Here is a 20611-nt window from a genome sequence, read left to right on the forward strand (position 1 = left end):
AAAAGGCACAATTCAGTCGGGGTCAAGATTGTGCAATACCACAAAAGCTCATTGCTGATAGAAACCCACGATAGGGCTACGGAAGCAATGGCTAAGACAAGGAAGGAGTTTCATCAGAAAAATAAATAAATGTTTAGGGGCGTTTTCCGGTCATTAAGGTCACGGTCATTAAGCTCATTAAGGATTTCTGTTTTCAAAATATCCTCAGGCACTCAAGACATCCCTCAGCATCCCTCTATCTTATAAAATAAGGTTAAATCAAGTTAGCCCTGCAAACAAAATCCATCCACACAATCACTTTTCTGATTATTTTTTGTATTTTTGCAGATATATTTCGCCAACATGGGAGTGAGCATCGCTTATCCACATTACTGGTAATACTTTCCGAATTTCAGGTATAAAGAAATATAGATAATGTGCGTATCTTTGCACCCGTAAAAGAAATTAGAACGTTTTAGAAATTTAGAAATTTAAAAGCATAGGATTATGAAGGAATTTTTCTTTAATACCATACAGGAATTCAATGACTACATTGGGGTGAAAACACTTCATCCTCTGGTAAGCATTGCGCGTGTAGAGAACACCTCTCCTATTCAGGAGGCTGTGCATCACTACGGACTTTATGCCCTCTTCCTGAAGGAAAACAAGGGGTGCAAATTGTCATACGGCAGAACAGAATATGATTTTGACGAGATGACCGTAACCTCGTTTGCTCCCGGACAATCGATTAAAGTAGAACCCATTCCAGGAGTTCCGATAGCCAAATATACGGTTTTGATTTTCCATCCCGAACTGCTCAACCGCACACAGCTTGGCAAGAACATCTCCCGCTATGAGTTCTTCGACTATACAAGCAACGAAGCACTACATCTATCCGCTGCCGAGGTAAATATCTTCCGTGACGTGCTCTCAATGATTAGTCAGGAACTCGAGCATCCTATAGATAGGCATTCGCGTGAACTCATCGTTTCTAACATCGAGTTGCTGCTGAACTATTGTCTGCGCTTCTATGATCGCCAGTTTATCACACGCGAGGAGATCAACCACTCGGTGGTAAAGAAATTCATCTCTCTGCTCGATGAATACATTGCCCGGAAAGCGGAGCGTGAAGGGTTGCCTACCGTAGCCTACTTTGCAGACAAATGCTGCTACTCAACTAAATATTTCGGTGAATTGGTCAAGACGGAGACTGGCAGAACCGCCAAGAGTCTGATCAATGACCGGCTGCTTTCGGCTGCCCGCCAACTGCTTGTGGATGAAACCTTAAGCATCACGCAAGTCAGTCAGCACCTGGGCTTTGAGTATCCCCAGCACTTCGTCCGCTTTTTCAAGGCGCAGACGGGCAAGACACCAAGCGAGTATCGCAAAACTGCGTAAATATGTAAATATAACGAAGCATCAAATGTGGTGACCTTCATCTGATACCCCCCACCTACTTTCCGATTTCAGCATGAATGAAGATTCGGATAGTAGATGGGGCTTATTTTTGACACCGAGAAAGAATATCACTTTTTTTACATTTTCCAAACAGTCACTTACAGTCGATTAAAACGAAAGTTAAAACGGATAAATCTTGTTAAACAAATCATCTTTTACCACTTATGTTCATACCTTTGCACCCAAATTCATAATCAAAAAAGGGATATTTTATGTTCACATAAGGATAATTCCTTAATGTAAAAAGGATAATACAAAGGATAATTCCTTAATGTAAAGAAGGATAATATTTTAATTTAATAAGAGAAGTTATATGAGAGAAAATTCGGAAAGTTCAGTAGCCTGCCATCATCGAGTAGGCTTCCTGGGATTGCTCATCACTCTGGGCATCGTGTTCGGAGACATCGGAACATCACCCCTCTACGTAATGAAGGCCATCCTGCACACGGGTGAAGCCATCAACGAGAGCACCATCCTGGGTGCATTGTCGTGCATCATCTGGACACTCACCCTGCAGACCACCATCAAATACGTATGTGTGGCACTGCGTGCCGACAACAATGGCGAAGGAGGCATCCTCGCCCTCTACGCCCTGTTGCGCAAGATGAAGAGAAAATGGATTTACTTATTGGCCATCATCGGTGCCAGCACCCTGCTGGCAGATGGAATCATCACCCCTGCCATCACGGTTACCACTGCCATCGAAGGACTCGAAAGCATCAGTCCCCACCTGCCAGTCATCCCCATCACACTGGGCATCATCACCATCATCTTCTTTGTGCAACGCTTTGGAACAGAGAGTATTGGCAAGTCGTTCGGAGTATTCATGCTGATATGGTTCCTGCTGCTGGGCGTAACGGGAGCTTTCAGCATCACCTCTTACCCATTGATTCTGAAGGCCTTCAACCCCTACTATGCTGCCATGCTGCTGGCAAAATCGCCAGAGTGGTTCCTGATTCTGGGTGCCGTGTTCCTCTGTACCACCGGTGCTGAGGCTCTTTACTCCGACCTGGGTCACTGCGGCAGAAAAAACATCACCATCAGCTGGCTTTTCGTAAAGGCCATGCTCATCCTCAACTATCTGGGTCAGGGAGCATGGGTGCTGAACCATATCCAGACTGCCTCCTCCGTGAATCCGTTCTTTTCCATCATGCCGCAGAGCATGCTGATTTTTGCCATCATCATGGCCACGGGTGCGGCAATCGTTGCCAGTCAGGCACTTATCAGCGGCACCTTCTCCATATTGAGCGAAGCCATGAACCTGCACTTCTGGCCACGCATGCGAATCAAGCATCCTACCCATGTAAAGGGACAGCTCTATATCCCGGTAATCAATCGCGCCATGTACATCGGTGTGGTTCTCATCATCCTGCTCTTCCGCGACTCCTCGCACATGGAGGCAGCCTACGGACTCGCCATCACCATCACCATGCTGATGACCACCCTGCTGCTCGGTTTCTACCTGCGCACCAAGGGTGTGGCGCGCATCTTCATCCTGCTCTTTATGGGCGCATATTGCGTTATCGAGGGCATTTTCCTTGCCGCCAACCTGTCAAAATTCCTCGCAGGAGGATGGTGCACGATGCTTATTGGCGGAATCCTGTTCCTGATGATGTATGTATGGATCCACGCCATCAAGATCCGCCATCATTACATCAGTACCAAACCGCTGAATGAGTATTATCAGATTATCTCCGATATCAAGGCCGACGAGAGCATCCCCAAGTACGCTTCCAATCTGGTTTATGTGAACCATGCCGACAAGGAAGGTGCGGTGGATGACAAGCTGCTCTATTCCATCATCAACAAGCAGCCCAAACGTGCTGACCATTACTGGCTTATCAATCTGGAATTTGCTGATACTCCTGACACGCTGGAGTACAGTTGCGAGACCCTGGTTCCCGACACCCTCTACAGTGTAACCATGCGCATAGGTTTCCGCATTGAGCCTAGGGTGAGCCTCTATCTGCGACAAGTGGTAGAAGACCTGGTGGCTGGCAGGAAGGTGGATTTGAGAAGCACCTATCCTTCGCTCCGCAAAAACGGAATTCCTGGCGATTTCCGCTTCATCATCATCCACCGCGTATATTACCCGGAGAGTTCCGACAACCGTCAACAGAACCTGCTGATGACCATCTATGCCCTTATCGGCAAGATAGGCATTGACGAGCCTAAGGCTTTGGGCCTCGACACATCCATGGTGGTGGTAGAACGTGTTCCGCTCATCATCAACCATCGCAACAGAAGCATCAGGCGCATTGCGCAGATTGTGGAAGAATAGGAAGATTTTTCTAAACAAAAAAACAGTCGGATGATTACTTTTCGAATTATTATTTGTATCTTTGCACCTGAATTGCGCAAAGCGAAGTTGAAAGATAATAAAAAAGATAATTGAATGGGAAATCAAATCACAACAATGGAGCGGGGAATGCAGCGACGCACAGAACTGCTCCTGGGAAAAGATAATCTTGAAAAAATTCAGGAAGCACGAGTCCTCATCTTCGGAATCGGAGGCGTGGGCTCATGGTGCGCAGAGGGACTGGTGCGCAGCGGCGTGCGCAACATCACCATCGTGGATAGCGACCGCGTATGCATGAGCAACTGCAACCGCCAGCTGATGGCAACAAGCCGCACCATCGGACAGGTAAAGGTAGATGCGCTGCGCGACCGCCTGCTTGAAATCAACCCTGAAGCTAACATCACGGCTTATCAGAAAATCTATCAGGCAGAAACAGCCGAAGAGTTCCACATGGAGGAATACGACTACATCATCGACGCCATAGACTCGCTGAAAGACAAGGCTGACCTGATTCTGCGTGCCACTGCCCTTCCGAAGGAAATCACCTTCGTATCTTCGATGGGAGCAGCCCTCCGCCGCGACCCTTTCATGGTGAGGAAGGCTGAGTTCTGGAAGGTTGATGGCGATCCGCTGGCAAGAGCCCTGCGCAAGAAATTCAAGAAGAACAAGACCTTCCCTCACCGCAAATTCCAGTGCGTGTTCAGCGAGGAAAAGCCGATGCAGAACATGAGCGACCAGCGACTCGTAGAGGACGAATGGACATCTACGAAGCCGCAGATCAACGGTTCACTCTGCCACATCACCGCTACATTCGGAATGGCTATAGCAGGAATCGTTATCAATCACATCATCGAAAGATAATATTTTGAAGAAGGTAATATTTTGAAGAAGGTATGATCAAGATACGCTGCGTGGTAGAACGGATTACCTACCAGAACCAGGAAAATGGATATTCCGTGATGAAAGTCAAGGTGAAGGGATATTCCGACCTGGTTACCCTGGTGGGAAACCTGCTGGATGTTCCAGTGGGAGCGGTACTGCTGTGCAATGGTGACTGGAAGATGGACAAGCGATACGGACAGCAGTTTGCCTGCGAAACCTGGGAAGAGGTAATGCCTGCCACCGTGTATGGAATCGAGAAATACCTGGGCAGCGGACTGGTGAAAGGCATCGGTCCGAAGTTTGCACATCTGATAGTAGAGAGATTCGGAACGGAAACCATCGAGGTAATAGAAGATGACATCGAACGACTCTACGAGGTTGCCGGAATCGGCAAGAAACGCGTGGAGAAAATCCGAGACAGCTGGGAGAAGCAGAAGGACATCAAGAACGTGATGATCTTCCTGCAGCAGTATGGTGTGAGCACTGCCTATGCCGCCAAGATCTACCGACAGTATGGCAAGGAAAGCATCGACAACGTGAAGGAGAATCCCTACCGTCTTGCCGATGACATCTGGGGCATTGGTTTCAAGACCGCCGACGGAATAGCCAGCAAGATGGGTTATGAAAAGAACGATCTGAGAAGATGCAAGAGCGGAATCAGCTACACCCTAAACGAACTCTCCAACGAAGGTCACGTTTATGCTGTAGAAGAGCAGCTTATAGAAGCCGCAAAGAAACTGCTCGAAGCCGATGAAGAACCTATCAGACAAGCCATAGCGGAAATGATCATATCAGAAAATCTCATCCGTGAGAACGAAGCCATCTATCTGCCTCCTTTCTATCATTCTGAACGTGGAACTGCAAAGAAACTGCTGGAGTTGATGAAAGGTCAGGGTCCTACCCTCTTCAATATGCAGGCCGATATCCAGGCAATAGAAAAGGCTTCAGGCATCAGATACGACGAGGTGCAGATCGCCGCCATTGAGCAGGCAGTACGCTCTAAAGTGATGGTGCTGACGGGTGGCCCTGGAACAGGAAAGACCACGACGACGCAAGGTATCATTTCTGCTTACAAAACGGCAGGGATGAGGATTCTGCTGGCGGCTCCTACGGGCAGAGCTTCCAAGCGAATGAGCGAGGCCACGGGCATGGAAGCCAAGACCATCCACCGACTGCTGGAGTTTAATCCGCAGGACGGATACAAGCGCAACGAGGAGAACCCGCTGGAGGGTGATGCGCTGATCGTGGATGAGTGTTCGATGATAGACATCATCCTGATGTATAATCTGATGAAGGCGATTCCGGAGCACATGCGCCTGGTGCTGGTGGGCGACATTGACCAGCTGCCGAGTGTGGGAGCCGGAAACGTTCTACGCGACATCATCGACTCAGAGAAGATTCCGGTCATCCGACTCACCCGCATCTTCCGACAGGCACAGTCGAGCCGAATCATCATGAGTGCCCACGCCATCAACCAGGGATATTATCCGGACACGAGCAACGGCAAACAGACAGATTTCTTCTTTATCAAGAATGAAGATCCAGAGCAAGTGGCTACGGAAATCGTGAATCTTGTAAAATATCGTCTGCCAAAAGCTTACAATCAGCCGCAGAGTAACATCCAGGTGCTTACCCCGATGCAGAGAAGTGTGGTAGGTGCAGCCAATCTGAACATGCTGCTGCAGCAGGCACTCAACACATCCAATCTTGGAATCAGCCGTGGCGGAACCACCTACAAACTGGGCGACCGCGTAATGCAGATTAGAAATAATTACGACAAGAATGTATTCAATGGCGACATCGGAACCATAGAGAAGGTGAATATGGAAGATCGCACCATCTCCGTGAGTTTCGAGGACCATTCTGCTGAATACGAGGCAGCGGAGCTGGATGAGTTGACATTGGCCTACGCCACCACCATCCACAAGAGTCAGGGTTCGGAATATCCCATCGTGGTCATCCCTATCCTGATGACTCATTTCGTAATGCTTCAGCGCAACCTCATCTACACAGGAATCACGAGAGCCAAGAAAATCTGCGTGCTCATCGGTCAGCCCAAAGCCCTCGCCTATGCTGTAAGAAATCTGACTGTGAGCAACAGAAACACGAAATTGAAAGAACGGTTGCGTGGCGAGATTGAGGCGGCAACCAATTCTTCTCCACTCCACTTCAGCAAGCCGTATGTTTTGCCTGAAGAGAATCAGCCAATGATGGCTGCTGAACCAGGAATCAAAAGAAAGGAATAGTGGTCTTGTCGGCATTGTACTTTACGGTAACCGTCTGATCCGGAACACTGGTCTCAATACTCTTGATACCCTTCTCGAAACGGAGGTTGTTCTTAATCTTGTTCTCACAAGCCGCACTGTGCATCTGTGGTTGTGAAAACCACAGTCTTGATTTCTCGAAAAACAAGGCTAATTTCGCACAATTCGAGGGAAATCATTGAAGTTTTTTATTATACTGGCTTATAATTCAGAAATTTTATCTAAATTTGCAGAAGCAAAAAAAAATCTGATGAAACATATAAAGACTGCATTGATAGGATTCGGGTATCGTGGCAAACAATTGCTGCGGCTGTTACGCACGATTGAAAACTTTGAGATTGTCGGTATCGCCGACATCAACGGCTGCGGGGATTCGGAATCTCCGGGCGCTTCCTTCTATCAGGGCGAGGAAGCCTACAAGATGATGCTCGACGAGCAACAGCCCAATCTGGTTTTCATCACCACCCCCTGGCACCTCCACATCACCCACGCCACAGAATGCATACTGCGAAACTGCCATGTGGCTCTCGAAATAAAAGGCGGACTCTGCCAGGATGAATATGCCCCGCTACAGGAAATCGCCCAACAGAAAGGAGTAAAGGTTTTTCCGCTGGAGAACACCCTCTTCATGCGAGAAATCCTTGCTGTAAAAAGAATGGTGGATGAAGGAGCACTTGGAGAAATCATCTATATGAGAGGCGGTTACCGCCACGACCTGCGCAAGCTGCTGCTCGATGACAATGGGGTACTGGGTGGACGAAAAGGTACGGAAAGCGTGTGGAGAAGCCGTTTCTACTCGCACCACAACGCCGACATCTATCCCACCCATGGACTCGGTCCGCTCTGCATGATTCTGGGCATCGGGAAAACAGACCATCTCGCCTGGCTCACTTCCTTCGCCACCAAGGCGGTGGGACTTCGCCAGCACATGTCAGAAGATGATAATACTCCCATCACCCTGGGCGACATCATCTCTACGCAGATTGAAACCCAGGGCGGAACGCTCATCTCACTCACTCATGACACGACCCTGCCTCGCCCAAGAAGCCTCGACTTTGAGGTGCAGGGTTCGCTGGGCATCTGGGACGGCGTGAACCGACGCATCTACCTGGAGGAGATGAACTCGGAAACCTGGCAAGACGACCACGCCATCCTGTCTCTATACGAAAGCCGCGAATGGCAGCTCTGGGGCGAGAAAGCCCTGAAGCACGACAGCCATCACCAGGGGATGGACTACATCATGTTGAGATGCGTGGCCGCTGAACTGACAAAAACCGCAAGCGCAGATTCGGCGGGAAGCATCCGCTATCCTGCCACGCTAAACGATCTGGCCCTCTGGACATCGGTAACCCTCCTATCTGAAATTTCCATCAGGGAGCATCGCCGTGTGGCATTTGGTTATTCAAGCGATTTGCAATATAAAAAGAACAAGAATTTATAATACATATAGAATAAGAAACAGATATGATTACAGTTGATGGATTGACCGTAGAATTCGGCGGCACCACCCTATTCAAAGACATTTCCTTCCAGATCAACGAGAAGGACCGTATAGCCCTGATGGGCAAGAATGGCGCAGGAAAGAGTACCCTGCTCAAGATCATCGCAGGCGTAAGAACAGCCACACGTGGCTCCGTTTCCGCTCCAAAAGACTGCGTCATCGCCTATCTGCCTCAGCATCTGATGACCGAAGACGGAAGAACCGTGTTCGAGGAAACCTGCCAGGCGTTCGCCCATCTCCACGAGATGCAGGCGGAGATTGACCGCATCAACAACGAACTCACTACCCGCACGGATTATGACAGCGACGACTATATGCAGCTCATCGAAAAAGTATCTTCATTGTCTGAGAAATTCTATGCAATCGACATGACCCACTTCGAGGAGGATGTAGAGAAGACTCTACTCGGTCTGGGCTTCGAACGCTCTGACTTCAACCGCCCTACCAGCGAATTTTCGGGAGGTTGGCGCATGCGTATCGAACTTGCCAAACTGCTGCTGAAATCGCCAGACGTGCTGCTCCTGGATGAGCCTACCAACCACCTCGACATCGAATCTATCGGATGGCTCGAAGACTTCATCATCAACAGTTCGAAAGCGGTGGTAGTGATCAGTCACGACCGAAAATTCGTAGATGACATTACAACAAGAACCATCGAGGTAACTATGGGCAGAATCTACGACTACAAGGCCACCTACAGCCAGTATCTGGAACTGCGCAAGGAACGCCGCGAACAGCAGATGAAGAAATATGAGGAACAGCAAAAGATGATTGCCGAGACCAAGGACTTCATCGAGCGATTCAAGGGTACGTATTCGAAGACATTCCAGGTGCAGAGCCGCGTGAAGATGCTCGAAAAGCTGGAACTGATCGAGGTGGACGAGGAGGATACCAGCCGACTGAGATTGAAGTTTCCTCCGAGTCCGAGAAGCGGAGCCTATCCGGTTCAGATGAGTGACGTGGCGATGTCGTTTGATGACAAGCAGATATTCAGCGGCGTGAATCTTACCGTGGAGCGTGGCGACAAGATTGCCTTCGTGGGAAGAAACGGTGAGGGTAAATCTACGCTCGTAAAATGCATTATGGGTCAGCTTCAGAACGAGGGTAAACTGGAGTTGGGCCACAATGTTCAGATTGGCTATTTTGCTCAGAATCAGGCTTCTCTGCTCGATGGCGAGCTTACGGTTTTCCAGACGATAGATGATGTTGCCAAGGGCGAAATCAGAAATAAGATTCGCGATTTGCTGGGTGCATTCATGTTTGGTGGCGAGGATTCTACCAAGAAGGTAAAGGTTTTGTCGGGTGGAGAAAGAACCCGTCTGGCTATCCTGAAGCTGCTGTTGGAGCCGGTGAATCTGCTGATTCTCGATGAGCCTACCAACCACCTGGATCTCAAGACGAAGGATGTGTTGAAGCAGGCGCTGCTGGATTTCGACGGTACGCTGATTGTAGTGAGTCACGACCGTGACTTCCTGGATGGTCTTGTCAGCAAGGTGTACGAATTCGGCCATGGTCGCGTCCGCGAGCATCTCTGCGGAATCTACGAGTTCCTGGAAACAAAGAAAATGGAAAGCCTTCAGGAATTGGAGAAGAAATAAAATCTCAAAAGGTATTTTACGAAAGAGGATGCTTCATTATTCATCGAATGAAGAAACGAAAAAGAGGGTGTGTCATGGACTTATGACACACCCTCTTTTGTATTTTCAAATAATTTCTTTAAAATTATTTCTTTTTCTTCAATTCCAACTTCGGAATCTTGACTTTCTGACCTGGCTTCAACAGGGAATTACCATTCAGAGCTTCTACGTAACATTCCATTCCTGGACCTAAGTACTTTTGGCTGAGCGACTTGATGGTTTGTCCTTCTCTTGCCGTAACAACCTCGGAAACACCAATGATACGATAGGCTCCGGTTCGAACACGGGCATCCTGGTCGTATTTGCTGCTTGCCTGGGCAGCATGCTTTTCAGTCTGCTTTCTGGTTTCTTCTTTCTTCTTAGCTTCTGCAAGTTTTTTAGTCTCCTGCTGTTTCTTTGCATCTGCGAGTTTCTTGACTTCCAAATTCTTCTTAGCCTCAGCCGATTTTACATCAATCGATTGCTTATCAACCGCCGCATCCATATTCTGCTCGGCATTTTCGGCTTTCTTGACGGCTTCGCTTGCCTGCGCCATTCTTACACTATCCTCGATAGCCTTCTTGCGAAGAATTTCTTCCTGCGTTGGGGCAGACTTGGCTGGTGCCTTCTTCTCTGTCGGAACCTGCTGGTAATTATCCAACTGCAGAGCGAGATGATCACGCTGGGCAGCCAGCTTGCCATAATTAAAAGCAAACCAACCAAAGCCTCCTATCATTGCCAGGAATACTACGCTCGCAGCAACAACTAGAGAACGAGGCAAAACAACATGACGCTTATCGGTTACCTCATCTGAAGAAGGAGTTTCCTCATCTGAAGAAGCTTCCTCTACAATAGGAATTTCTGTAATAGTATTTTCTCCATCTGAAGGAACTTTCTCTGCAATAGGAGTTTCCTCTGTTAATATCGATTCTTTTTCTTCATCAGAAACAACAGGTTCAACCTCATTCTGAGCAGGAACTTCAGATTCCTTCACTTCCGATTCAGAATTTGCAGGTTCAGATACTTCCGGTTTCTTTTCTTCCGGTTCAGCAACATTTTCCTGAGACAATCTCTTCTCTCCTATCACAATCATTTCATCGCTAACAGGAGCATCGTTTTCTTCATCCAAGAAATCTATCACACCACTTGTTGCAGAAGAATCCTGTTCAACGAAAGAATCCAAAGAAGAATTATCTGAATCAGGAACACACTCTAACGTAGAATCGAATACAGAGCCGTCCTCTTCAGCATTTTCAAATTTTCTGTCGATTTCATCGAAATCAACACCATCATTCACCACGACGGTCTCAAACTGGGCGAAAGGCTTGTTCACAATCTCCTTCAGAATATTATCGGGCGTGAAGGAAATCTTGTCACGGCCCTCGATGATGATACGCTCGCCCGTGTTCACATCCACGCTTTCACGATCCTTCACCGCCATTACCTTGAAAGTACCAAGCCACTTCATCTTCACGAGCTTATCAGACTGAAGCCCCTCGTTGGCAACATCAAACATCTTTCTGATAAACAATTCGGCATCCTGCAGACTGATTCCCGACTTCTCTGCCAGGCGCTGCGCCAAGTCGCTTAAACTAATCTTACTCATAGTCTTCACCTCCATTCTTCAGTTTTTCCTTGACACTGGCCACAGGGCGAAAGCCGAGTACGAGCTTAGGCGGAACAAGCTGGCGCTTCTTGGTTGTAGGATTAACAACCACACGCTCCAAGCGCTTCTTTACCTCAAACGTACCAAAGTTGGGGATGGAGACAGCCTCACCATCCTCAAATTCAGCAATCATGGCATCTATCACCTTGCGCACCATCTTCTGGGTGTCGTCCTGTGAATAGCCAGTCTGCTGAGCAAGTTCTGCAATATACTCCTTGTTATTCATTCTGATGTCAAAATATTACCTCCCATATTACTTTACCACTTCTCCGTAGAGATCAAACTCCTCGCTCTGGGTAATCTTCACATTGTAGAAGCAACCCACGCGCAGACGCTTCTCTCCTGCCTTGATCAGCACTTCAGGATCCACCTCTGGCGAGCAGAATTCGGTTCTTCCTATATAGTAATCACCCTCCTTGCGGTCGATAATCACCTTCAGTATCTTGCCCACTTTCTCAGCCTCTACCTCTGCGCTGATTTCCTGCTGCAGAATCATCAGTTCGTCAAGACGGCGCTGCTTCACCTCGGCAGGAACATCATCCTCGTAGTTGTTGGCACTGTAGGTACCCTCCTCCTCAGAATAAGAGAAGGCGCCCATACGCTCAAAGCGCTGAGTACGAACGAATTCGAGCAATTCATGAAAATCTTCCTGAGTCTCGCCAGGGAAACCCACCATCAGAGTGGTACGGATATGAATGCCAGGCACACGCTCACGGATGGTCTTGAGCAGATCAATGGTTTCCTGCTTGCTCACGTGGCGATGCATTCTGTTGAGCATATTGTCGCTGATATGCTGCAGGGCGATGTCAAGATACTTACATACGTTTGGCTTCTCGCGCATCACATCGAGCAAATCGAGCGGGAACTGGTTAGGATAAGCATAGTGCAGACGGATCCACTTCACACCCGGAATATCCGCCATGCGGCTGATGAGTTCGGTGATGTGATGCTTGCCGTCCAGGTCCACGCCGTAGTAGGTGAGCTCTTGGGCGATAATCTGGAATTCCTTCACACCATCGGCTACCAGTTGGCGCACCTCGTCGAGGATTTCATTCATCGGGCGGGAAACGTGCTTGCCGGTGATGATAGGAATGGCGCAATACGCACAGCGGCGGTTGCAACCTTCAGAAATCTTGATATAGGCATAATGATGAGGAGTCGTGAGATGGCGGGTTCCACTGCAAGCAGGCACATCAGCCTTGCCCAGTTCCTTGAGCAACTCCTTATAATTAAACTTACCATAAAACTTATCCACCTCGGGCATCTCAGCCTCCAGTTCCTTCTGGTAGCGCTGTGAGAGACAACCCATCACATAGAGTTTGCGGAGTCGTCCCTCTTCCTTAGCCTGGATGAACTCCAGAATGGTATCGATACTCTCCTGCTTGGCATCCTCGATAAAGCCGCAAGTATTGATGACGGCAATTTCACCCTGTGGGCGTTTCGGGTCATGAACGCAGTGGTAGCCATTGTCCTCGAAAAGCTTCATCAAGGTCTCACTATCCACCAGATTCTTGGAGCAACCCATGGTTACTATATCTATCTGATTTTTCTTCATTCTTATCCTACTTATCCTATAATAATCTTAATCTAATTCTTTTCTCGACTATTTTACATCGAGCTTCATCTAATCCTTTTCTTAAAGTCTATAAGCACCTGTATTCTAGTGTTTAAAGAGGGAATCAACAAATTCAGACTTATTGAAGAGCTGGAGATCCTCCATACCCTCGCCCAGTCCGATATACTTCACAGGCACCTTGAGCTGGTCGGAGATTCCGATTACCACGCCACCCTTAGCCGTACCATCGAGCTTGGTGATGGCGAGCGAAGAGATATTGGTAACGGCAGCAAACTGCTTAGCCTGCTCAAAAGCGTTCTGTCCGGTACTTCCATCCAGAACGAGCATCACCTCATCCGGAGCCTCAGGCATGACCTTCTTCATCACCTCCTTGATCTTCTTCAACTCATTCATCAGGTTCACCTTATTATGAAGGCGTCCGGCAGTATCAATCAGCACCACGTCGGCACCGTTCGCCTTGGCGCTCTGCAGGGTATCGAAGGCCACGCTGGCAGGGTCAGAACCCATCTGCTGCTTCACCACTGGCACCCCTACTCGCTCGCCCCAAATGCAGATCTGTTCCACAGCAGCGGCACGGAAGGTATCGGCAGCACCGAGATACACCTTCTTGCCAGCCTTCTTAAACTGATAGGCGAGCTTTCCTATGGTGGTAGTCTTGCCCACACCATTCACACCCACTACCAGAATCACGTATGGCTTATGATCGGAAGGCAAATCCCAGTTTTCATTGTCATCAGTATGATTTTCCTCCAGGAGGCTTGCAATCTCTTCCCTCAGGATTCTGTTGAGCTCTGAGGTAGAAACATACTTATCTCTTGCCACGCGTTCTTCGATACGTCGGATGATCTTCACGGTAGTCTCCACACCTACATCGGATGTGATGAGCACCTCCTCCAAATCATCGAGCACGTCATCATCTACGGTTGACTTACCAGCCACCGCACGCGCCAATTTTCCAAACACGCTCTCCTTGGTCTTTTCGAGGCCTTTATCGAGAGTTTCCTTTTTTTTGTTGCTAAATAATCCGAATAATCCCATATTTATAGCTATATTTTTTTGCAAAGATACGAAAATATTTGAAACTAGGAGCGTTTTTCCTAAAAAATATTGTTAACTTAGCAAAAGAATGTATAAATAATCGCTTCCATATAGAAATATATCAAGTTATTTTTATACCTTTGTATGTTAGAAACACCTCCGAGCTCCTATACTCGGACGAGGAGGACAAGACATTAAACATTTAAACAACAGATCATGAAAAAGATATTTATCTCAATACTCGTGCTGATTTCTGCTCTCACCATACAGGCACAGAATGTACTTACCCCTGAGCAGCAGTTGGAAAAGGCGCAAAAAGAGTTGGAGGAAGCCAAGAAGGCACTGGAAGCAGCCAAGGCTCAGGCAGAAGCTGCCAAGGTGAAGGCGGAAGCTGAAAAAGTAAAGGCGGAAGCCGAGAAAACGAAAGCGGAAGCTGCAAGATTGAAGGCTGAAGCTGAAAGAATGAAGCAGGAAGCTGAAAAGCTGAAGAAGAATGCAGAGAATTCGGTGCCTGCTACAAAGCTGGTGCCTGCCACCAAGAAGGAGAATACTACCGAAACTTCAGAAGGTGCGGGATGGGTCGTGCCAACCATGACAGAGGAGGTAGAAGAAAAAAAGGTGGAAAAGACTGCCGAGGGCGTGGTGCTCAAGGAAGATCCGAAATACCTGGCGGGAGCCATCCAGCTCAATGCCGACGGAAAAGTGGAATTTGTTCTCGACACCCAGGCAAACGGAAAGAGTGCAGACGAAATCTACAACATCGTTTTCCAATATATGAGCAAGCTCATCAAGAATGAGCAAAACATCAACAGCCGCATCGCCCTGGTGAACAGAAACAACAAGAACGAGCAGATCATCGCCTGTATTATGGACGAATGGTTTGTCTTCAATCAGTCGTTCATCTCTCTCGACCGCTCTGAGACCAAGTACCAGCTGGTGGCAACCATCAGCGACAACCATCTCCACCTCTCCATGACCCGAATCGTATTCAACTACGAGGAAGGCAGAAGTACCGGTTTCAAGGAGCCTGCAGAGAATGTGATCACCGACAAATATGCCTTGACCAAGAAGAAAAACGACTTGGCTAAGATCTACGGTAAGTTCCGCCGCGGAACCATCGACCGTAAGGATCAGATCTTCAACAATCTGACCAAACTTGTTAGAAAATAAAAATCATCTTATAAAATATGGATCAGACAAAAGATAACAATATAACAAACACCCCACAGAGCGAGGAAACCGCAAAGACTCAGCCACAGAGCGAGAGCCACGAGGCGTCTCAGACACAGCCACAAACCAGCTATGCCGTGCGCCCAAACCGTCGCCACCACAGAAGATTGGAGTATGCAGACAAGAGCAACATGCTCGTAGCCAGGAACTGGCTCAACATCGGATTCATGCTCTTCGCCATCGTAGGCGTCATCCTCTGGACACAGATGGACGACCGCACGATTGCCAATGTACTGCTGATCATCGGCGTAGTCTTGAAAATTGCCGAGGTTTGCATCCGACTATTCAAAAAATAAGAAATGAAGAAAATATTATTCTCTACAATCCTAGCTTGTGCTGCAACCCTACCAGTTGCGGCACAACGTGATTTTACAGATTTCAACAATAACGAGGACTCGCAGTTCCGCCCACAGACCGGCAACCGAATCAACACCGACTCGCTGGGCACCGACAAGGAGATTCCGAAGGGAATCAGGGTATGGACTGTGGATGAGAGATTTGGAGATACTCGGGCTGCCGTGGTGGACACTATGCAGGCAATGTACCAGAATACCACCTTCACGGAAGGACTGCGCGGAGAGTACAACACCCTGGGTAACATGGGTACCGCCCGCATCAACCGCATCTTCATCGACCGACGCAATACGCAGGGCAACTTCATCTTCACCGAGCCATACGACAACATCGTTACTCCGGTGAGTGACTTCCACTTCACCAACACCTACTCGCCTATCACCAACATCACGCTGAATAGCTGCGGTGACAGAACCAACGGTGAGGATGACTTCAAGGCAATCTTTGCGGTGAATGCCAACAAGCAGCTGGGTGGCGGATTCCGATTCGACTACAAATACGGTCGCGGCTACTACGATGCACAGAGCACGGCGCACTTCAAATATACGATGTGGACTTCTTATCTGGGCGACCGCTATCAGGCGCACTTCCTTTTCAGCACCAACCACCAGAAGGTGACGGAGAACGGAGGTATTACCAATGATGACTACATCAAGCATCCGGAGCTTTTCACCGAGAGTTTCGCCACCAACGAAATACCGACCGTGCTGCAGCAGAACTGGAATCGCAACGACAATCAACACATCTTCTTCACCCACCGCTACAATGTGGGCTTCAGCCGCAAGGTGAAGATGACCGAGGAAGAAATCAAGGCCAAGAAATTCGCCATGGAGTCAGCAAAGGACAATGCAGCCGAGGAAGCCAAGGAGGAGGCAAGAAAGAAAGCAAGGGAACAAGGCAGGGAGTTTGACGAAAAGGCTTTCGACAAAAACCAGAAGAAGCAGTTCTCAGGTCGCCCTACAGATGCAAAGATTGCCGGCGATGAACCTGCCAAGAACAACAAGGCAATAGTTGCAAACAAGGCAGCCCAGGACTTCAAGAGCGACAGCACTCGAATTGCAGTAAACAGCAAGGCAATGGCAGACAGTCTGCTCTCCATAGAGAAGAAGAAAGCGCAGGACTCACTCTTCTACAAGACAGAATATGTTCCGGTAACCAGCTTCATCCACACCGTGCAGTTTGACAACTACAAGCGCATCTACCAGGCTTACCAGACTCCACAGGACTACTATCTCAAGGAGTACTACAATGCCGGCAAGTTTACAGGCGATTCTATCTACGATCAGACCCGACACTGGCGCATCAAGAACACCGTGGCAATGGGAACGCTCGAGGGATTCAGCAAGTGGGCAAAGGCTGGTCTGAAAGCTTTCGCCAGCTATGACCTCCGCCACTACGAACTGCCGAATACCGAAGGCGGATTTGAGAAGTTCAATGAGCATGCTCTGAGCGTAGGCGGTCAGCTGAGTAAGACTCAGGGCAAGACCCTTCACTATAATGTCGTGGGCGAGGTAGGACTCACCGGAGTGGATGCCGGCACCTTTGCAATCGACGGAAGCGCAGACATCAACCTGCCATTCCTGGGTGACACCGTACAGGTAAGAGGCGATGCTTTCATCCATCACGAAACGCCATCGTTCTACTATCGCAAGTATCATGCCCGACATCTCTGGTGGGATGATGATCTGAGCAAGATTATCCATACCCGCATCATGGGAACTCTGAGATTCGGCAAGACCAACACCACGCTGCGTGTGGCTGTGGATGAAATCAAGAACTATACTTATTTCTCACAGCAATATACGATTACAGAAAATGGTCTGCGCACAGGCGTAATGGTGACCCCTATGCAGAGCGGCGATGCCATCAATCTGATTACAGCGCAGCTGCAGCAGGACTTCAAGTTCGGTATTTTCAACTGGCAGAACATGATTACCTACCAGCATACCAGCAGCAAGAGTGCCCTGCCAGTGCCAGACCTCAACGTATATACCAACCTCTTCATCAAATTCAAGGTGGTAAAGGTACTGAATATCGAGTTGGGTGCTGACGCCAGATACTTCACCAGCTACGAGGCTCCAGATTATTCTCCTTACATCGGTCAATATACCGTGCAGGGCAACGGCGAGAAGAACGTGAAGGTGGGCAACTACCCTATCGTCAATGCCTACGCCAATGTTCACATCAAGCACACCCGCTTCTTCGTGATGATGAGCCATCTGAATGCAGGACAAGGCGACAAGAACTACTTCTTCACCCCTCACTATCCGATGAACCAGCGAGTTTTCAGAATGGGTGTAAGCTGGAACTTCTTCAACTAGGAAGCGAATCTTTTCCACAAGAGATTCTTCTGAAATAAAATAGAAGCGAATCTTTTCTTAATGAATAACAACAAGGAGCGAGGTTCCCCAAAAACCTCGCTCCTTATAATTTAAAAGCAACAATATGATGATAAAGACAAATTCTATCAAGGCGTGGTTTCTCGCCGCCCGCCCCGTCACCCTTTCGGCAGCGGCAGTACCGGTGATGCTGGGAGTAGCCCTAGCATACAAGGATTCAAGTGCCAACTGCCAATGGGTTCCTGCCCTGCTCTGTCTGCTCTTTGCTTGGATAATGCAGATAGACTCAAACCTGGTAAACGACTTCTTTGACTTCAAGCATGGCAACGACGATGAAACCCGATTGGGTCCAAAGAGAGCCTGTGCTGAAGGCTGGATTACGATGAAAGCCATGAAATGGGGCATCATCTTCACCACCCTTCTAGGCTGCATCATCGGTCTGCCCCTCGCCTTCTACGGAGGAAAGGAGATGATCATCGTGGGTATCTGCTGCGTACTCTTCTGCTTCCTCTATACCACCAAGTTGAGTTACCTGGGATTGGGCGACCTGCTGGTACTTCTCTTTTTCGGCATCGTGCCAGTCTGCTGCACCTATTATCTGGTAATGCCTGAAGGAATGCAGACTGTATCAACGGAAGCCATACTTACCTCCATCGCCTGCGGACTGGTAGTAGATACGCTGCTCATTCTGAACAACTATCGCGACTACGACAACGACATCAAGGCGGGCAAGAAGACACTGATCGTTCACATCGGCAAGAAAAACGGCGAGCGTCTCTACTGCGCACTGGGCAACATCGGTATCCTCATCATGATTGGAATCAACATCTATGGTGCACTTACCTACGATGCAGATACTAAGTTTTTGCCTTTCGCCGCCACATATCTCGTGGTGCACAACCGAACATTCGCCAAGATGAGGAAGATAGGAGAAGGCAGAATGCTGAACAAGGTACTGGGCTACACGGCTCTCAACATCTTTACCTTTGGCATGATCTCTACCTTCATCATCCTTGGAATGATGTAGTAATCCCAGAGATACCCACCCCCTCTGGAATGGCATGAGAAGATTCTAGAATGAGAAGATAACATTCAGGAATAATAATTATATAATGTACGCGCGTACATTATATATATAAAAGAAGAAAAAGTATGAAGCAACAAGTAAATCTCGAAATCATGCAGTTTGTGGAAACACAGATTCTGCCCAAATATACAGAATTTGGCGAGAGCCACGGATTGCGCCACGTAACCCGTGTCATCAAAAACGCCCTGAAACTCGTACCTGTAACAGGTGCCGACATCGACATGGTTTATATCGTTGCCGCCTATCACGACCTGGGAATGAGCGGTCCGCGCGCCATCCACCACCTCACCAGTGGCAAAATCCTCCTGGCTGATGCCAGACTGAAGCGCTGGTTCACTCCCGAGCAGATTAAAATCATGAAAGAAGCCGTGGAGGATCACCGCGCCTCCTCCAGTCGCCAGCCCCGAAGCATCTATGGCAAGATTGTTGCCGAAGCCGACCGCGACATCGATGTTCACGAAATCTTTCTTCGTGCCATCGAATACGGAGAGGAGAACTATCCCGGAAAAGGAAAGGAAGAGCAATGGCAGCGGTTCGCCGACCACATGGACGAGAAATATTCCCGCAACGGCTACATCAAGCTCTGGATTCCTAACTCACCCAATGAGAAGGCTCTGAAAGAGCTGCGGAATATCATTGAAGACAAGACAGAACTCAGGAAATATTTCGAAGAAATATACGAAGAGCTCAGGAAAAAGAAGTCTTGACCCTTGAGAGAAACAAGGAAAAGGGAGTTCTGACTTTTGATAAAGAAGATTTTTCGAAAAAATCAGCAGAAAGATTTGGTAGTTTCAAAAGATTGCATTATCTTTGCAGTATAGAAAACCCAAAGACTTCTATCAATAGATGATAGCCTATGCTATGTCTATTCGACAAAGATATAAGGGTCGTGTCGGTTCGATCGGGATACTCATCAAATTACACTTATGAAACCGAGAAGACTTCTCTTGCCTATGGCGGGCCACATAAACTGACATGTCAACTAAGCTGCAAAGCCGGTGGATTACAAAAGCGGAGAGCTCTCAAATGTTTATGACATTCGGAGTTTCATCACATCATCGAGCGACCCTTTCCTACAGGAGGCAGATTTCCAATAATTGGTAAATCTGCCTCCTTTTTTGTTGACAAAGTCAGCTTATCCCCTATAATTCCTCCCAAAAACAAGAAAAATCAAGAAAATATGCATATTTCTTGAAAAAAGTTGCAGAAAAATTTGGTGGAACAAAAAAAATGTAGTATCTTTGCACCCGCATTTGAGAACGATGCTTGTTGATTTGGCAACAATATCCGATTGGAAGGTTGGGTGAGTGGCTGAAACCACC

The 20611-nt window shown here is 48.1% G+C and carries 17 protein-coding genes; 11 read left to right on the top strand and 6 right to left on the bottom strand.

Annotated features, from left to right (window positions below; all coding sequences use genetic code 11):
* The first annotated feature begins 486 nt into the window (after positions 1-486).
* The 4 genes from DW657_RS12800 (at position 487) to DW657_RS12815 (ending at position 6864) form a co-directional block, all read left to right on the top strand.
* Positions 487-1377, top strand: a complete 891-nt coding sequence (locus tag DW657_RS12800; protein WP_118312813.1) for an AraC family transcriptional regulator — start codon at positions 487-489, stop codon at positions 1375-1377.
* A gap of 373 nt (positions 1378-1750) precedes the next feature.
* Complete coding sequence (locus tag DW657_RS12805; protein WP_118312814.1) at positions 1751-3718, top strand: KUP/HAK/KT family potassium transporter; 1968 nt, start codon at positions 1751-1753, stop codon at positions 3716-3718.
* Between the two features lie 114 nt (positions 3719-3832).
* Positions 3833-4597: a ThiF family adenylyltransferase gene (locus tag DW657_RS12810; protein WP_118312815.1), complete on the top strand. Its 765-nt coding sequence runs from the start codon at positions 3833-3835 to the stop codon at positions 4595-4597.
* A gap of 32 nt (positions 4598-4629) precedes the next feature.
* Positions 4630-6864 (top strand): ATP-dependent RecD-like DNA helicase, encoded by a 2235-nt coding sequence (locus tag DW657_RS12815; RefSeq protein ID WP_118312816.1) that lies wholly within the window; start codon positions 4630-4632, stop codon positions 6862-6864.
* On the opposite strand, the gene DW657_RS12820 is transcribed toward DW657_RS12815, so the two are convergent.
* On the bottom strand, positions 6848-6988 hold the full coding sequence (locus DW657_RS12820) for a heavy metal-associated domain-containing protein (protein ID WP_233547024.1): 141 nt from the start codon (positions 6986-6988) through the stop codon (positions 6848-6850). The two genes, DW657_RS12815 and DW657_RS12820, sit on opposite strands and share 17 nt — an antisense overlap.
* A 144-nt stretch (positions 6989-7132) precedes the next feature.
* On the opposite strand from DW657_RS12820, the gene DW657_RS12825 reads away from it, so the two are divergent.
* Together DW657_RS12825 and DW657_RS12830 are read left to right on the top strand one after the other, a co-directional pair.
* A complete protein-coding gene (locus tag DW657_RS12825; RefSeq protein WP_118312818.1) occupies positions 7133-8323 on the top strand; it encodes a Gfo/Idh/MocA family protein in 1191 nt (396 codons plus the stop codon).
* Between the two features lie 23 nt (positions 8324-8346).
* The gene (locus DW657_RS12830) at positions 8347-9981 is read left to right on the top strand and encodes an ABC-F family ATP-binding cassette domain-containing protein (protein ID WP_118312820.1); all 1635 of its coding nucleotides are present in this window, start codon (positions 8347-8349) and stop codon (positions 9979-9981) included.
* A 124-nt stretch (positions 9982-10105) separates the two neighbouring features.
* On the opposite strand, the gene DW657_RS12835 is transcribed toward DW657_RS12830, so the two are convergent.
* The 4 genes from DW657_RS12835 to ftsY form a co-directional block, all read right to left on the bottom strand.
* Positions 10106-11605, bottom strand: a complete 1500-nt coding sequence (locus DW657_RS12835) for an HU family DNA-binding protein (protein WP_158577376.1) — start codon at positions 11603-11605, stop codon at positions 10106-10108.
* Positions 11598-11891 (bottom strand): HU family DNA-binding protein, encoded by a 294-nt coding sequence (locus DW657_RS12840; RefSeq protein ID WP_089542697.1) that lies wholly within the window; start codon positions 11889-11891, stop codon positions 11598-11600. The genes DW657_RS12835 and DW657_RS12840 overlap by 8 nt, the downstream gene beginning before the upstream one ends.
* A 27-nt stretch (positions 11892-11918) precedes the next feature.
* Positions 11919-13220, bottom strand: coding sequence for a 30S ribosomal protein S12 methylthiotransferase RimO (gene rimO, locus DW657_RS12845; protein WP_118312824.1), 1302 nt, complete (start codon positions 13218-13220; stop codon positions 11919-11921).
* Positions 13221-13325: 105 nt separating this feature from the next.
* Positions 13326-14279: a signal recognition particle-docking protein FtsY gene (gene ftsY / locus DW657_RS12850; RefSeq protein WP_089542699.1), complete on the bottom strand. Its 954-nt coding sequence runs from the start codon at positions 14277-14279 to the stop codon at positions 13326-13328.
* A gap of 216 nt (positions 14280-14495) precedes the next feature.
* Here ftsY and DW657_RS12855 point away from each other — a divergent pair, with 216 nt between their 5' ends.
* From DW657_RS12855 to DW657_RS12875, 5 genes are all read left to right on the top strand, one after another.
* Positions 14496-15449: a DUF4468 domain-containing protein gene (locus DW657_RS12855; RefSeq protein WP_118312826.1), complete on the top strand. Its 954-nt coding sequence runs from the start codon at positions 14496-14498 to the stop codon at positions 15447-15449.
* A gap of 17 nt (positions 15450-15466) precedes the next feature.
* On the top strand, positions 15467-15805 hold the full coding sequence (locus tag DW657_RS18390) for a mechanosensitive ion channel protein MscS (protein WP_233522334.1): 339 nt from the start codon (positions 15467-15469) through the stop codon (positions 15803-15805).
* A 3-nt stretch (positions 15806-15808) separates the two neighbouring features.
* Positions 15809-18184, top strand: a complete 2376-nt coding sequence (locus tag DW657_RS12865) for a putative porin (RefSeq protein ID WP_118312828.1) — start codon at positions 15809-15811, stop codon at positions 18182-18184.
* Positions 18185-18311: 127 nt separating this feature from the next.
* A complete protein-coding gene (menA, locus tag DW657_RS12870; protein ID WP_118312834.1) occupies positions 18312-19229 on the top strand; it encodes a 1,4-dihydroxy-2-naphthoate octaprenyltransferase in 918 nt (305 codons plus the stop codon).
* 125 nt (positions 19230-19354) lie between these two features.
* Entirely contained in the window at positions 19355-19996 is a 642-nt protein-coding gene (locus tag DW657_RS12875) for an HD domain-containing protein (RefSeq protein ID WP_118312830.1), read from the top strand.
* Between the two features lie 435 nt (positions 19997-20431).
* Here DW657_RS12875 and DW657_RS18395 read toward each other — a convergent pair.
* Positions 20432-20611 (bottom strand): hypothetical protein (locus DW657_RS18395; RefSeq protein WP_233547026.1); only part of this gene is annotated, 180 nt, incomplete at its 5' end.

The sequence above is a fragment of the Prevotella sp. AM23-5 genome (assembly GCF_003473645.1).
Taxonomy (GTDB): domain Bacteria; phylum Bacteroidota; class Bacteroidia; order Bacteroidales; family Bacteroidaceae; genus Prevotella; species Prevotella copri_A.

What these genes read in the sequence shown, in the direction of transcription:
- DW657_RS12835 (WP_158577376.1), bottom strand. Translation starts at nt 11,605, where the DNA reads ATGAGTAAGATTAGTTTAAGCGACTTGGCGCAGCGCCTGGCAGAGAAG.
- DW657_RS12865 (WP_118312828.1), top strand. Translation starts at nt 15,809, where the DNA reads ATGAAGAAAATATTATTCTCTACAATCCTAGCTTGTGCTGCAACCCTA.
- DW657_RS12805 (WP_118312814.1), top strand. Translation starts at nt 1,751, where the DNA reads ATGAGAGAAAATTCGGAAAGTTCAGTAGCCTGCCATCATCGAGTAGGC.
- DW657_RS12825 (WP_118312818.1), top strand. Translation starts at nt 7,133, where the DNA reads ATGAAACATATAAAGACTGCATTGATAGGATTCGGGTATCGTGGCAAA.
- ftsY (WP_089542699.1), bottom strand. Translation starts at nt 14,279, where the DNA reads ATGGGATTATTCGGATTATTTAGCAACAAAAAAAAGGAAACTCTCGAT.
- DW657_RS12810 (WP_118312815.1), top strand. Translation starts at nt 3,833, where the DNA reads ATGGGAAATCAAATCACAACAATGGAGCGGGGAATGCAGCGACGCACA.
- DW657_RS12875 (WP_118312830.1), top strand. Translation starts at nt 19,355, where the DNA reads ATGAAGCAACAAGTAAATCTCGAAATCATGCAGTTTGTGGAAACACAG.
- DW657_RS12800 (WP_118312813.1), top strand. Translation starts at nt 487, where the DNA reads ATGAAGGAATTTTTCTTTAATACCATACAGGAATTCAATGACTACATT.
- rimO (WP_118312824.1), bottom strand. Translation starts at nt 13,220, where the DNA reads ATGAAGAAAAATCAGATAGATATAGTAACCATGGGTTGCTCCAAGAAT.
- DW657_RS12820 (WP_233547024.1), bottom strand. Translation starts at nt 6,988, where the DNA reads ATGCACAGTGCGGCTTGTGAGAACAAGATTAAGAACAACCTCCGTTTC.
- DW657_RS12840 (WP_089542697.1), bottom strand. Translation starts at nt 11,891, where the DNA reads ATGAATAACAAGGAGTATATTGCAGAACTTGCTCAGCAGACTGGCTAT.
- menA (WP_118312834.1), top strand. Translation starts at nt 18,312, where the DNA reads ATGATAAAGACAAATTCTATCAAGGCGTGGTTTCTCGCCGCCCGCCCC.
- DW657_RS18390 (WP_233522334.1), top strand. Translation starts at nt 15,467, where the DNA reads ATGGATCAGACAAAAGATAACAATATAACAAACACCCCACAGAGCGAG.
- DW657_RS12830 (WP_118312820.1), top strand. Translation starts at nt 8,347, where the DNA reads ATGATTACAGTTGATGGATTGACCGTAGAATTCGGCGGCACCACCCTA.
- DW657_RS12815 (WP_118312816.1), top strand. Translation starts at nt 4,630, where the DNA reads ATGATCAAGATACGCTGCGTGGTAGAACGGATTACCTACCAGAACCAG.
- DW657_RS12855 (WP_118312826.1), top strand. Translation starts at nt 14,496, where the DNA reads ATGAAAAAGATATTTATCTCAATACTCGTGCTGATTTCTGCTCTCACC.